Here is a 14,202-nt window from a genome sequence, read left to right on the forward strand (position 1 = left end):
CATTACCCATTCTCCACAATCCTAATCTCCTCATCACTCAATCCATACAACTGATACACCATTGCATCTATTTGTTGTTCTAGGGTGTTGATTTGTGATTGTAGGTCTTGTGCTTTTTTCTTGTTTTGTTCAAACAGGTCTAACCATTCAAACTCGTCTGTTTTGGTAAGTACGGCAACCGGTGCTTGACCTTCTTTATCTCGCAATTTGTTAGTGGCTTTAATCGCTTTGTTCAGTTCTTTTATAAACTCCCCAAAATCTAAATCTTGCCAGTTTTCGAGTTTGCGTGATGTTTTAAGTAACTGAAATTTTACAAAAAGGTATTTTACAAATTTTACTTTCAAAGAATTAAGCTCTGGTTGTAGTTTTTGAAGTTTTAAGCCATATTGCGAAATGTCATTTCTTTGAGTAAAATCCGTACCTGGCAAAGGAAAAGCACCTAATTTATCCAAACTAATTTTTGCAAATACTTTTCCTTTGATATCGTGTAACAGTCTATAGAAGATTGTAGCTACCTGAGAATTTAAAATGGTAAGTAAGAAATCTAATGAATATTCCTCATTATTCTCATAAATACCGTGAACTAGAGTATCAAAATAATAATTGTTATTGTCTTTTGCTGCGATAAATCTATCTCCTGTTTTTCTGACTACAATTTTCTCATTTTCAAATAATTCAGGTGTTCTTAAAGCAAAGTCTATTCGAGTTTGCTTTTTCATTCCTTTCTTACTCTGGATATCATCTAAGTTCAAGTTATCAGCAATGTTGTAATCATAATTAACAAATTGTCCGCCCCATTGGATAGAATTTGTATTTAACTCTTTTCCCCAAATAATCGGTTTGTGATTATCGGAAAGCTTTTCATCTGTAATAAGTATTTGTTTAATATTACCAGGATTGAGACCGTTTTTTAAGGTGTAAAACTCTCTTATCGTTTTAAGGGTATGGAGTTTTTTTACTATCAAGTTTGCACCTTCGGCAATCGGCGATATTTCAAAGTGAGGAACTGAAAGAAAAAACTCTTGAGAAATATCATTTACTAACGCCGTTTGACCATCGTAATCAAAATATTTGTCAGCCGAAATCAACTTCATCTCATTAGAAATATTGGGATTATCAACGATTTCATATTTAAGTATTAGACTACCGCCAACTTCTGCATCAGGGAAGATCTTCTCAGAAATCATAAAGACCTCGTGTATTTTTGACTTAGTGAGAAGGTATTCGCGAATATCTTTGAAATAAGTGTTGAATAAGAGTGATTTTGGAATTATGAATTGAATTAAACCCTTCTCAAATATTTGAAACATTCGCTCTATGAACAAAATATAGAGGTTAATCTTATAGCTTGTTAAAGGGTAATTCTTTTTGTAATAAGCCTCTTCACCGTCAGACAAGAAAATTCCATAAGGCGGATTCCCAATCACAACATCAAAACCTCCGTTTGCAAACACTTTCGCGAAAGCGGTCTCCCAGTTAAAAGCTTTATCTCCCGCTATGGTTTTACTGTCTATTAAACTATTACCACATTTTATATTACTGCTCAAATCGTTGAGCTTACGGCGTGGTTGTGCGGTGCGTAGCCAGAGTGAAAGCTTCGCAATCTCTACAGACTCCTCGTTTAGATCTACGCCATAAATATTGTTCTCTAGTATGGTGTTTTCTATATCTGGAAACTGTAAGCCACCACCTAGAATTTTGGTCTTAAGCTCGTCTATGTACTGATGTTCTTTGATGAGAAAATCCAGCGCCTGGTTAAGAAATGCACCAGAGCCACAAGCAGGATCACAAATAGTAATCTGTAGCAACCAGTCACGGTAGGTGTCTAGCGTTTCAACTAGCTTTTGTATGGTCTTGTCGTTTCGCTTCTTTCTTCCGGTACCACGGCCTTTAAAATACTCTTCTTCTTTAAAACCAAGTTCGGTTTTTCTATCATCGCATAGTTTACCTACGGTATTTTCTACAATGTATTTTGTGATGTACTTAGGCGTGTAAAAAACACCATCCTTCTTACGCTTGCTTTTCTGTTTGTCAAAGTTGCCACCTTCTATTTCGGCATTAATGCTTTCAATCTCGTTGAGAGAATTTTCAAAAATATGACCAAGGATATTGACATCTACTTGGCTTTCAAAATCGTAAGTCGCCAGTTTTTTAGTGTGATTGTAAAGTAAATCATCATCGATAATCACACGATCCAGTATAGAATCTGGTTTAAAGAGACCACCATTGTAGGCAAAAATCTCTTTGTTTTCTGCATCGCCCTTACGGCCTTTATCCAGGTAGTTAAAGTGCTTTTTAAAACGATCGTACAACGGCTCATCTACATCCAGCTTGCGTATGGTGTCCCATTCTGCAAGTCGTTTTATGGTATAATTGGGTTGTAAGAGTCCGCGATCTTCTGCAAAAAAGATAAAGAGAAAGCGATCTATAAGTTTCTGCGACTTTTTAAAAAGCGTGAGCTTTACATTTTTCTCCAGGCGTTCAAGATCTGACTGGTGTTCTGCATTATCTGTAATACCAGTCTCTTCCTGTAACGCGACTTTTAAGACTTTACCGTTTTTCTTGACCAGATCACGGTATAGCTCACGTTTAAAAAGCGAATAATCTTTATAAAACTCTTTGGTAATTTCTTCTTCTTTAATAAGAGAATCCTGCTTTATTTGAAGCGGTAATTCCTTGAGCAAATTGTCTTTGTACAAACACAAATACAACAATCCAAAGTCATCTCGTGTAAGGTTAAACAAGTCAAAGTCCAGTAACTCTGTAGTGTCATCTATGTAAAAACGTAGTTTTTCAAAATTAGACGTGATGACAAACCTGCATCCTTTGTGATTTACCTTATAATCAAAAGCCTGACGTCTTATGCTTTCCAGATCCTTTGTATTTGTCCCTTTAAGTTCTACAACGGCTACTGTTTTTTCTTCTGTGATAATGGCACCGTCTGCCTTGCGATTATTTTTCTCGTTTTTGTATTCTGTAGTTAGGTTGTATTTTGGCTTAGGATTAATGGTATAATCAAGCACGTTTACAAAGAGTTCTGTAAGAAAAGTAGCCTGTATTTGCTCCTCGTTACTCTTGTCTATATTTTGCTGTATCTCAAGGTTGAGAAAGAATTTAGTGTACTTGCGATATGCCTTATCTACTGCGTTTGTGTCCTGTTGTGCGAGATATTTTTTGAGTACAGATGTCTGGAATAATGCCATGAAGATTACTAGGTAAAAGTATTCCTCTAAAGTAATGAAGAATAATTCTTTCCAGACAGGTTTGTTTTATTCTGCTTTCGCGAAAGTGTAAATAACTGAGGTTGTATATACCTTAAAGCTTTTGTCGTATCCTAATGGCAAGTGATAGGAGGTTCTGTTTTTGATACAATTGATATTATCAATCAATGAGAATCCTCGTTAGTTCATCTAGTAGGTCATCTAGCTTTTGTTTTTCAATTCCCGATAAATAATTTAATGCATTTAATTTTTTCATCAATTGATTAAGATTTATACCTATCCTATGTAGCTCAACTTGTTGATAAGGTGCTATCATCTGAGTCACATTGAGCTTTTTGTTTTTCATACAGTCCAGTAAAAAACGTCTAATGAATCTACCATCGTATTGCGTTTTCATACTATACATTTCGCAATATTTAATAACAAAGTCCTTTTCAATTTTCGTGAGATATAGATTTATTTGATGATCTCTTTTCATGTCTGGATTATCAATCTCTGGACGTCCTCCTTTTTTTTTGGCCATAATTCTGATCTAAGAATATTTCATTTTTACCAATTAATCTAGTTTTAATTTTTCGAGTTTACGATGAAAAACAAGGCTATTTCATTTTTGATGAAATAGGTTTTTCACTTGTAAATTTGCTGACTAGCTAATTTTGCAATGTGCAAAACACACCTTGCTATTCCTCTTCCATTTTATTTTTGTTCATTTTATTTCTTGATCGTTTTTTTTCAATTTCTGGATGGTTTTTAATTCTTGAGGTTTTATAGCTCAATTATTATATTTTTATAATGTTATAATTCTATATCTCTATATTTTTATATCTCTATAATCTTATAATGCTATAATTCTATAATCTTATATTTTTATATCTCTATAATCTTATAATGCTATAATGCTATAATGCTATAATGTTATAATGTTATAATTACAGAACTCTATAGCGCTGTGATTCTATAATCATATTCTTCTACTATACTTCCTTCGTTTTTTTATGAAAATTTTTAGCATGTAGAGTTATTCCAAAAACTGATTTTGGAATAAACCTCTTATAAGATGACAAGCATCAGAAGATACCTTACACGACTTGTTAAACATCGGAGGAACTAAGGGGTCCAGTCAGTAAGATTGAATCACGTCCTTCCGAACATATTGTTACCTTTAATTAAAGTGGGATAGAAAATTATATGTTTTCATATAAGATTTCTCCATTTGTCAAAACTTGAGCTTTTAGCATTTTAAGATAAGCTGCGGATGTTTTTATAAGTGAATTTGAAATCCAAAAAGGATTACGACAAAAATATTAGTAATAGCACGTCTAATTGAGATGATTTAAGTCAAAGGTGTTGGCTCGAATTATAATCGATCTTAATTTGATAAGCCTTACTAAATTGATTTACCAACCAATAAATGTAATTGATGGGACAAAAGTTTAGAAGCGGGAATATTGTCAAACACCCACTGCATATATTTTACTCGATCGTCACGTTTTTTTTCTTCTGTTAATCCACTCTTTATAAGCAAGAATGACGTCAGCAACGTAGGTTGCATCAAAGTGTCCAAAATGATCAACTTTCCTATCAAATGTTCTCCATCTTGCATGTTGTAGGGCGTAGTGAAATTCCTCAAGACTTAATGTTGAATGATTATATAGCATCATATCGTTTATATCCGTCACTTGAGATCGAGTTGGTCTATTTTTTAGTCTTAAAACATTTGCATTTAATTTTATTATCACTGATACGCCGTAGTTTCTTTTGACGTCATTTAAATCTTTTATTTTATCGAATGTGCTTTTCAATTCTTTAAACTTATTAGGCCTCAGTTTAGAAATTCGTTTTAATTTCTTGAGAAAAGCTTCGCTCGCGCGATTGGACTGATTTTCGGTTGACATAACTGTTTTTTAGTGTTTTGAAAAGAGTTCTATAAATTGCTCATATGATCTGAGTACTGGTTCCCTTTCCTTTAAGAAATGGATGAAATCATTCAGTTTTTGCTGGAAATTTTTGGGTGTTATATCGTTTCTAAGATCATTTACTATCTCATACCGCTCTGACTCATTTGTTACCAGTTTATTCCTATACATTTTCAGAGTAGTTTCAAAATCAAGAGCATCATCTATTTTATTTTTATTTTTTTCCTTTTTTGTGATATACTATCATCTATTATACTCTCTTTGTTAGAAGAGTCTTTCAAAGACTTTATAAAGTCCTTATCAAAATTTGGTTCTTCAAGCGCATCTTCGGAAAATTCTTCTGTATAGATTTTAATAATTTCTGCGTTAGAATACTTCCTTAATTCATTCTTTTCATAACCCCTATATCTGACCAAGGCACTCCGGTATCCACTTATTTGAGAATTTATTATTGTTTGATCATAACCAGACATCAACTTGGCTAAACGTTTACAAATAATTATGGTGTCATTTTCAAACTCAAACAAGCCAAAATCTTCGATGACTTTTCTAACCAGATCATGATTGGGTAGATGTAAAGTATAGGCAATCACTTCATAAGTAGAGTTTAATTTATATTCATCAGCATCCCTCATCATTTCAAGTATCATGATGTAAACACCATATCCTTCTACTCCTAATTTCATTCTCATTGCTGCGATGAGCGGTTCGTTTCTTGTGTTGGAGTAATGAGGAAACCAATAGGCGTCCTTTTTTTGATTCTTCATTGTATTGAATTTATAGGTATAAGTGACATTGTATTCACACATCAATCTGAAAAGATTTTGATCAAGTGCATCACAGCGACAAGTAGAATGTCATCTTTTGTATTTCTTGGATTTGATCTCCGACATCGCCTTATCAAAATCCTCGTTTTTAACAAAGACTCTGTCTCCAATTTTGAAAGCTTTTAATTTTCCTGACTTAATATAATTCCGTAGAGTTCCTACACATACAGGATTAGCTGCTGCTAGTTGTTGAAGGGATTTATGTTCAGGTTGTTCTTTTTTGCTAAGAGTAATTTGGATTTTGGCATCAACTATTTCCTCTATCCTAGTAAATAATTGTTCCGCAGAAAGATTTTCAATTCTTAGTTCTTTAATCTGAATGGTATGTTTTGACATGGCATCTAATTTTTGATACCGCAATTTTACCACGCATTAGCAAATGCTTAGTTTGTGAATGTCTTAGAGGTTTTTCTTAGAAGTCTTAGATATCTGTACTCTTTACGAAAAACTATTGGCCTTTACGATCATTTCGCTTCTTATTTGTTCAATACGATGAAACTTCTTAATGATCGTTCGATCGTCATATTCATCTAGATGGCTTATCGTGTTTTTATTATCTAACGCTTCACGAATTTTGTTATACTCTTGATACAAGCTTGTATTTGGCTCCTTATTATAATGCTTTAAAAGTCTCTTCTGAAGATCCGTATAGTTTCTATAATTGGACTTAATAGCATAGTTATATTGTAGGTAAAAATACATTGCCAGTTCTGACACAGTCAGTTTGTATTGAGTAAGAACTTTGAATTCGGTCCACTGGGTTTTCTCTTGATCAGCGAGTTCTTTGAGAATTTTTTCGTCTGCTAAATCAGAATAAAGATGTGGATCTTTCTTGACATGTAGATTTACATAGTTTTTAGCTATCTCTCGTAGACCGTATTGATTTTTCAAGACAAATGCCCATGCAGCATAATTAAGACCATGGTAGTATCCGTCTCTGGTTGCATATTCAGATGTATCGTCAATGCTCCCAATAGTGAAGGGATTTTTTTGTAGATCTTTCGAAGCACTTTTATCAGATATAGGGCCACTCAAATCTTCCCACCTATTTACGGTATAATCCCAAAGATTTTTCATTTTTTGAGATTCAGTCAAGGCCATCAAGAATATTTTGTCAAGCTCGTGATCAATAAACTTATGCACCCCATGCTCAAAACCAGCGCTATATTTTTGGTGGTATTTTTCAAAAGATTCAAAATCATTATTCAAGGCTTGACATACATAATGAAAAAAGCTTGTCTTATAAGGAACACCCTTTATTTGAATACCATATGAAAGAGTTTCTGTCTTTAAAAACTGTGTATTCCGGTATGAAAATATTTCAAATCTCATTTGAGCTGCTTGGTAAACTCTAAATACACATGGATCTTGATAGTTAATTACTCGACCAAAATGATTTCGAGAAGCATCCTCACTTTCAATAGAGTTAATAGCGATTTGAAAATGATCCACGTTCGAAGGAACTTCATATTCATCAGGCATGCCTGCATAAATATTCAGTATTTGATTTTGATATAGTAAATCTAAATTCACTTCTAGGCTTTCTTTAAAACATTAAAATCTATATTAAAAACCTGATCTACAGCTTCCTTCTTTTCATCATTATCAACTTGGTAATAAGTGTTCAAGGTTTTCATATCTAAATGACCAGTTATTTTACTGATAAGTTTATCACTCTTCCCTTCTCTTTTCATCATGGTAATAAAAGTTCGTCGCGCAGTATGAGAACTAACCCGTTGCCAAAACCTCATTGCCTTCCTGGTGACAGTTTTTCCACTTACAGAGACTTTTTCAACTTTCTGTGTAAACCCAGCGTCAAGAAATACTGTCTTGATATATTCATTATGATTCTGATTTGCTACGAGTGGTAAATTATAATCATACTTTTTTAGAATAAACCTAGCGATTTTACTTAATGGAATTTCACGTACTTTTTTTTCTGAGCCTTTTTCTTCTTTCAGATAAAGAGTATCATCTGACACGCTACTCTTCGAAATAAATTTCAATTCTCCGAATCGACATCCCGTGACGCATGAAAATATAAATACATCTCTCACACGTTCTAAAGACTTGCTTTTACACTTGGAATGTAGCAGTTGTTCAATATCCTTCTTAGTAAGTGCTATCTGGTTCGTTATGACTTGTTTTTTTCTTTTGAAAGCTTTAAACTCATCATTATAGGTTATTCTATTCTTGTAAGCCCAGAGCATGAAGGTCTTAAAAAGTCCTAGATTCCTAGAAAACGTATTATTAATGTGTCCTTTATCTGACAAGCAATAATCAGTGAATTCTGACATAAAAGTCGAATTTATGTTATTGAAGTTCAGCTTGTAATTTCGTTTCGCCTGAAAATCTAATAACAAAGTTTTCATGTAACCATATCGTTTGATTGTAGAATCTGACCAATCCTTATTTTTGGTTTTTTCTGAAATAAATCTGTCATAAGCATTAAAAAAGTCATTGCTCCCCTTAATTGTTTTTTTGAACTTGAGATCTAGAGCGTCTTTAAGAACACTGGAATTAAATTGAATGTGCATAAGCTTTGATGCGGTCAACGACTCATGAAAACATTCGGAGTAGCGACCAAGTTGTGTACGTATGGATCTAACTCCTGGAGTTTTGCTGTTGAGAATTGGGGATTTGCTTTTCTGGTCCCAATCCTTAGGGTGAATCACTTCTCCAGTTGAATAAACAAATTTCTTCTGCTCTTCCTTAAAGGAACAAGAAAATAAAATCAGCGTTTCTTTATTTGACTTAGGTTTCTTGAGATAAAAGGTATGCGTCATGGGGCGATTTTGATTGGTTGACTAATTGGTTGACAAATATCGTTCTACTCCTTGACATTTCAAAGTGCCAAAATGTGGCGATTCTGGCTCATAACGCCGTTAATCAATCGCTCTTGTTGAAAAATGTAAAAAAATAAAATAAAAGGTTCAATAACCTTCTTCTCCGCAAATAAAGATGTCAAATGACACTTTAAAAGTCAAAACCCTTTAAACATTGTGTTTAGAGGGTTTTTTGTTTTTTGATATGCTTTCATAATACACATTGAGTTGCATAATCCAGTTACCCTATCAGTTACCCTTCATGACTTTGATTATTCAAGGGTAACCAATTCTTAGGGAATCATAGGGAATCCCTAGCTATACCTGGCGTTTACTGATAATTTTGAAAATAATTAAACAGTAACCTATGATTAAAACTTATTTCTACCTCAAAGCAGACAAGCAAAACAGTAAAGGTGAATCAGCTATATACGCTAAAATGAAGTTGCGTAAAAAAACCTCAACACTAAGCACTGGGAAGTATATTGATAAAGCCCGTTGGGAAGCTACTAACAAACTTAAAAATACCTTACGTGTAACCCGTGAGAAAAACTGTCAAACAACTTTAAAACTACTAGAATCTAAAATTGAATCGATTTATCTAGAATTGGTAAAGGTGGATGCAGATGTTACTCTAACCGATATAAAGAATCAGTTAAAGGGGAAACAGTCCAAAACCTATGACCTAGATGTCTTAGAACTTTTCCAGAAGCATAACGATTATTTTAAACGTAAATACGAAGCTGGTGAACGAACAAAGGCTTCTTTGCAGAAGTATAATAGGGCAAAAGACCTTATATCAAACTTCATATATGAAAAATACAGGAAAAAGCGATACAATGTCACCGACATTGACAGTGCATTTATTTATGAACTAGACGATTTTTTGAGACACGAATCGGTTTTCCAAAGTGTTACAGGCATCAGTCATAATTCAGTTGTGAAATATTTTCAATGCTTTAAAACCATGTGTAAATACGGCATCAAAAGAAACATCATCGACCGAAATCCCTTTATTGTTTACGACGAAAAACTTATTATAAGAGATGCTGTTTTCCTGACGCAGGATGAGCTAAAACGAATAGAAGATAAAACGTTTAGCACTGAACGTCTTAATCGAGTAAAGGATATATTTCTTTTTTCTTGTTATACCAGTTATGCACCTATTGACGTTGATAATTTAACCATAAAGAACCTCATTAAGGATAACCAAGGTACATTATGGATTAAGACAAATAGAGCTAAAACAGCGATAAAATCTAATGTACCCGTTTTACCACCAGTAAAACGGATTCTTGACAAATATTCTCATCTCGAAGGTGAGAAACTACTACCATCAATAAGCAATCAGAAGATTAATGAGTATTTAAAGGAAATAGCCGTATTGTGCAAAATAGATAAGAAACTTACTCATTATGTTGCTAGACATACCTTTGCTACAACCGTAACTTTGGGTAATGGTGTAGCCATTGAAAACGTTTCTTCAATGATGGGGCATTCAAAAATCACTATGACACAACACTATGCAAAGGTTCTTGATAGTAGTGTGAAAAATGATATGGAGAAGCTAAAATTAAAGCTTGCATAGTTTTTTATCTTTATAGACTTGAACATTCTTAGATTTTATGAAGGAAGTAAGAAAATTATCAGAAATAAACGCAGTCTTAGAAGAGACTATAAAATTGGAAATCACGTATAACGCTTCAATTCAAAATTTTACGTATAACGACTATTGGGTAAACGAGATTCAGCGCTCATATTTTGATAATAGAATTGCAAAACTTGATAAAAAAATAGACAAAGTAATTGACCTTAATGAAAAAGGACATATCGCATATATACAAGGAGTTAATCAAACCATTAAAACCAAATTGGTAGAACTGTACGAGCTAAAATTAGATGACCTAAAAGACATAGATTATCAAAAACAAGGCTGGGATGTTTACTTGACTTATCCGCAAAATCCACCGAAAAATAGTAGCATAGAATTATGGGAACAAATACCTGAATCAGGTTCAGATGACCGACAAGAGTATATTTTACAGATAGTCGGTTCTTTTTACAATTTCGGTTATGATGCCGTTAATAGCATGAGCCAGAGTAACATGAACGACTTGCTTCTTGACAAATATGATTTACAGCAGATGGATTTACAACTTTCTTATGCAAAAGCACATTTAGTATTTATATTAAAATTACATGGTCAAATACTAAAATCACTTCACCAAAAATTTCAGGATATCCTAAACCTATTTAATAAGTTGTCAAAATTTGAAAATGGTGATTTTACTTTAGGTAACGAAATCAAGAAAAAACAAGGGAAACTGTATTACAAAGGAGCAAAATATGAACTCGCCTTTTTGTTTAATTTCTTGTATGATTTTGGGTACATAACAGGAAGTACTAGAAGAAGTGATTCAAAAACATATATCAAACATTTTTTAGACGAAAGCGAAACTTATTTTTTTAAAGGTCAAGAACCTACAAAAATTCTTGCTATTGAAAAAGAGTTCGGGAGAATAGGTAATGGTGAAGGACACGTTGGTAAGGAAATTAAGTTTATAGAAAAATTAATTGATAAACTATATGAACGTTTAGAAAAGCTCAAAGGTTAATCGAATCTAGGGAATGTTAGGGACAACCTAGCTATACCTAGTTTAAACCAGAATATTTGCATCATAACAATTAATAAAAATATATTATGATGACAGAAGAATCAAAAATTTCAATTATTCCATTTGGAGAGCTAAGAAAGCTCTTCTTACCGCTTCACGACAAGTTGTCCCAACTTGAAACCAAACTTGATAAGACAAGCTCTAATCAAGTAAAAAAGTACTATCGTAATAAAGATTTGAAGTTACTGTTTGGTATATCTCAAAATACCATTATCAAGTATAGAAACAATGGCAATATACCATTCACTACGATTGGTGATGTTTACCTATATCCTGTTGAGGAAATTGATAAAGTCTTATCTAAAAATTGGGTTGAGTAATGTCATTAAAATTCTTTTTACCGCAAAGATTACTAGAACGATTACACGATAGGCTAAACGATATTCAACCTAGCAGAAATCAAATTAATTCGTTGGATGAAGACTTGAAACCATTAAACTATAAAATAGAAAAATTCTATTGGTTATTGGCGATACTATTTGACCCAAAAGGAAACGGCCTTAAAGAAGTGATGATTAAAGGTTTTACATTTGTGCCTCTATCATCAGAATATTTAACTAATATTATTGGAAATGACTACGCATTTTATATTAGATATTTACAAAATCAAGGTTTTATTTTAAGTGATAATACTTACTTACGTGGTAAATGTAAATATTATCATTTATACAGTTCGTATATAAATTACAATAGTAAGAATATATCCTATTGTTATATAGATGAGGTTAACAACATTAGTGAAACTCCTATAAACATTAGAGTTATAGGTGATAGTAAAAAGGGGAAAGAAAGTAATTGTATTGAAGTTACTATTACTCCAAATTCTAGTTTGTACGAAAGCAAAAAAAAGAAGTATGACTTACAAACTGATAGGAAAAAGAAGTTAGCAAAACATGTTAAAAACGATATGTGGAAGCATTATACAAAAACAATGGTTCTCGATATTGAGCAAGCAGAAAAATATTGTTTTGATTTTCAAAGAAATTGCACCGAAATATTAGAAAATAAATATCGAGAAGGTAGGATTGACCGTGATAAACTTATAAATGCAAAAGCAATACTTCAAAACAAATACCTAAACAGGATTTCGTCTGTAAGTAATTTGAAGAACCCAAAAAAAGACAAATCGTGGTTGTACAGTAGGAAAGGTAAGAGCAGAAGGTTGAATACAAATCTGACGATGATGGCAAGTGACCTAAGACCTTTCATAATTGGCTATGAAAATATGTCATATTTAGACCTTTCTAACTCCCAACCTGTACTTTTTAACGTAACGCTTCAATCATTAAAAGAAACGGCATCAGGTAGTCTGAAAATGGAAATTGACAGGTACTTTCAAATTACTATAGAAGGTAGATGGTATGAAGAATTATGTGACATTTTTAAATGCAATAGAAAAACAGCAAAACAGTATTGGATGCTTATAGCTTACTCAAAAAATAACGAATGTCGACGCCTTAAAAATAAGTTTAGAAACAGTTTTCCAGAAGTATATTCAATTATAGAACAACAGAAAAAAGATAATTACACAAAATTTTCCATCGGCTTACAAAAAATCGAAAGCCAAATTTTTATCGATGTCATTTGCAAACGATTAGTGGAAAATGACATTCTACCATTATCCATTCACGATGGAGTATTAGTGGATAGAAATTATACAGAAAAAACGTATAAGATAATGACCGATGCTTTATGTGAATACATTGGAGCTATTCCAGTTATTGATATAAACGGTGTAAAACGTTACCCTAAAATTGCAGGTTAATAATATTACAATCTAAAATTTTAGTATTCATTTATTTTTCTCTTAGATGTTGAATAGTTAAAACGGAGATATTAATATTAAAAAAGGTATCATAATACCTTTTGCAGGTCGAGTTTACCCGTACGCTAAATGACCGAAAAAAATTATTTGGAACATAGAGGGCGTGCAATTGGAACATTTAAGTAACAAATAGTAAGAAGGGTGATGACTGGAGACTGTTTTAATTTAAACCGCTAGCCTCATTGGAGAGCTCAAACACTCCACCTCGAATAGTAAGGGTAATTGGATATTCCTCTTGAGGTAGTGACACTCCATCACTAATTAGTAATCAGAATAGTCTGCTACCTCATTATAGTTTACGCTTAAATAATTTTCGAGTTGCTCCTTGAGCAAAGGCATAAATTGTATGGTGGTTTCGTTTACTTCTTACTTAATCTGTAGGTTTAGTTATTATAGTTTCTTTTTGGTGCAAAGTCCTTAACTATACAATTGTGAATCTTCCATTTCCCGTTTGATTTTGATAATAAGGACGGTTGGTTCTTATATTTTTTTTTCAGTTCAAGTAATCTGTACCTGACGGTTCTCTCGCTTATATTAAAGAACTCCATTATCTCAGTACTGGTGTAATAGGTTTTAGATTTTATCATATTTTGAATGCTTTATGATAAATAGTAGGCACCTGCATAAAACACAAACTAATTATTCTTTTTTTAAGATACTTTTTAAAACAACTCATTTAATGAGATATACCTTCTATTTTTATTCCATATAAATCCCCCATTATATGAATCGTATTAAACTCGTACTCCAAGAAAAAGGAGTTATACAAACATGGTTAGCTATCAAGCTGGATAAGAGCTATAATATGGTGAATAGTTATGTAGCTAACAGAAGACAGCCCAGCGTTGAGGTTTTGTATAAAATCGCTGATTTGTTAGACGTTAGTGTAAAAGATTTATTAACTGACAACTAA

General features: G+C 32.8%; 13 protein-coding genes. 5 read left to right on the plus strand and 8 right to left on the minus strand.

Features of this window, described 5'->3' with window-relative positions; genetic code table 11:
* Positions 1–2: 2 nt before the first annotated feature.
* The 7 genes from EJ995_RS11630 to EJ995_RS11660 all read right to left on the minus strand — a co-directional run bounded on the left by EJ995_RS11630 (position 3) and on the right by EJ995_RS11660 (position 8,750).
* Positions 3–3,203: an Eco57I restriction-modification methylase domain-containing protein gene (locus tag EJ995_RS11630; protein WP_126448561.1), complete on the minus strand. Its 3,201-nt coding sequence runs from the start codon at positions 3,201–3,203 to the stop codon at positions 3–5.
* Between the two features lie 178 nt (positions 3,204–3,381).
* Positions 3,382–3,744: a plasmid mobilization relaxosome protein MobC gene (gene mobC, locus EJ995_RS11635; RefSeq protein ID WP_126448562.1), complete on the minus strand. Its 363-nt coding sequence runs from the start codon at positions 3,742–3,744 to the stop codon at positions 3,382–3,384.
* Positions 3,745–4,705: 961 nt separating this feature from the next.
* The gene (locus EJ995_RS11640; protein ID WP_126448563.1) at positions 4,706–5,116 is read right to left on the minus strand and encodes a hypothetical protein; all 411 of its coding nucleotides are present in this window, start codon (positions 5,114–5,116) and stop codon (positions 4,706–4,708) included.
* 224 nt (positions 5,117–5,340) lie between these two features.
* Entirely contained in the window at positions 5,341–5,904 is a 564-nt protein-coding gene (locus tag EJ995_RS11645; protein WP_164549914.1) for a Lin1244/Lin1753 domain-containing protein, read from the minus strand.
* 90 nt (positions 5,905–5,994) lie between these two features.
* Positions 5,995–6,300, minus strand: a complete 306-nt coding sequence (locus tag EJ995_RS11650; RefSeq protein ID WP_126448565.1) for a helix-turn-helix domain-containing protein — start codon at positions 6,298–6,300, stop codon at positions 5,995–5,997.
* Between the two features lie 102 nt (positions 6,301–6,402).
* Positions 6,403–7,497 (minus strand): hypothetical protein, encoded by a 1,095-nt coding sequence (locus EJ995_RS11655; protein WP_126448566.1) that lies wholly within the window; start codon positions 7,495–7,497, stop codon positions 6,403–6,405.
* Positions 7,498–7,499: 2 nt separating this feature from the next.
* Positions 7,500–8,750 (minus strand): tyrosine-type recombinase/integrase, encoded by a 1,251-nt coding sequence (locus tag EJ995_RS11660; RefSeq protein WP_126448567.1) that lies wholly within the window; start codon positions 8,748–8,750, stop codon positions 7,500–7,502.
* 406 nt (positions 8,751–9,156) lie between these two features.
* On the opposite strand from EJ995_RS11660, the gene EJ995_RS11665 reads away from it, so the two are divergent.
* The 4 genes from EJ995_RS11665 to EJ995_RS11680 all read left to right on the plus strand — a co-directional run bounded on the left by EJ995_RS11665 (position 9,157) and on the right by EJ995_RS11680 (position 13,229).
* On the plus strand, positions 9,157–10,377 hold the full coding sequence (locus EJ995_RS11665) for a site-specific integrase (RefSeq protein ID WP_126448568.1): 1,221 nt from the start codon (positions 9,157–9,159) through the stop codon (positions 10,375–10,377).
* A gap of 37 nt (positions 10,378–10,414) precedes the next feature.
* A complete protein-coding gene (locus tag EJ995_RS11670; protein WP_126448569.1) occupies positions 10,415–11,404 on the plus strand; it encodes a hypothetical protein in 990 nt (329 codons plus the stop codon).
* Between the two features lie 86 nt (positions 11,405–11,490).
* The gene (locus EJ995_RS11675; protein ID WP_126448570.1) at positions 11,491–11,784 is read left to right on the plus strand and encodes a helix-turn-helix domain-containing protein; all 294 of its coding nucleotides are present in this window, start codon (positions 11,491–11,493) and stop codon (positions 11,782–11,784) included.
* A complete protein-coding gene (locus EJ995_RS11680) occupies positions 11,784–13,229 on the plus strand; it encodes a hypothetical protein (protein ID WP_126448571.1) in 1,446 nt (481 codons plus the stop codon). The genes EJ995_RS11675 and EJ995_RS11680 overlap by 1 nt, the downstream gene beginning before the upstream one ends.
* A gap of 443 nt (positions 13,230–13,672) precedes the next feature.
* Here the strand turns inward: EJ995_RS11680 and EJ995_RS13345 are convergent, their stop codons facing one another.
* Positions 13,673–13,876, minus strand: coding sequence for a hypothetical protein (locus EJ995_RS13345; RefSeq protein ID WP_126448572.1), 204 nt, complete (start codon positions 13,874–13,876; stop codon positions 13,673–13,675).
* Between the two features lie 137 nt (positions 13,877–14,013).
* Between EJ995_RS13345 and EJ995_RS11690 the strand changes: the two genes are divergently transcribed.
* Positions 14,014–14,202 (plus strand): helix-turn-helix domain-containing protein, encoded by a 189-nt coding sequence (locus EJ995_RS11690; RefSeq protein WP_206482246.1) that lies wholly within the window; start codon positions 14,014–14,016, stop codon positions 14,200–14,202.

This window comes from Nonlabens ponticola (assembly GCF_003966335.1).
Classification (GTDB): domain Bacteria; phylum Bacteroidota; class Bacteroidia; order Flavobacteriales; family Flavobacteriaceae; genus Nonlabens; species Nonlabens ponticola.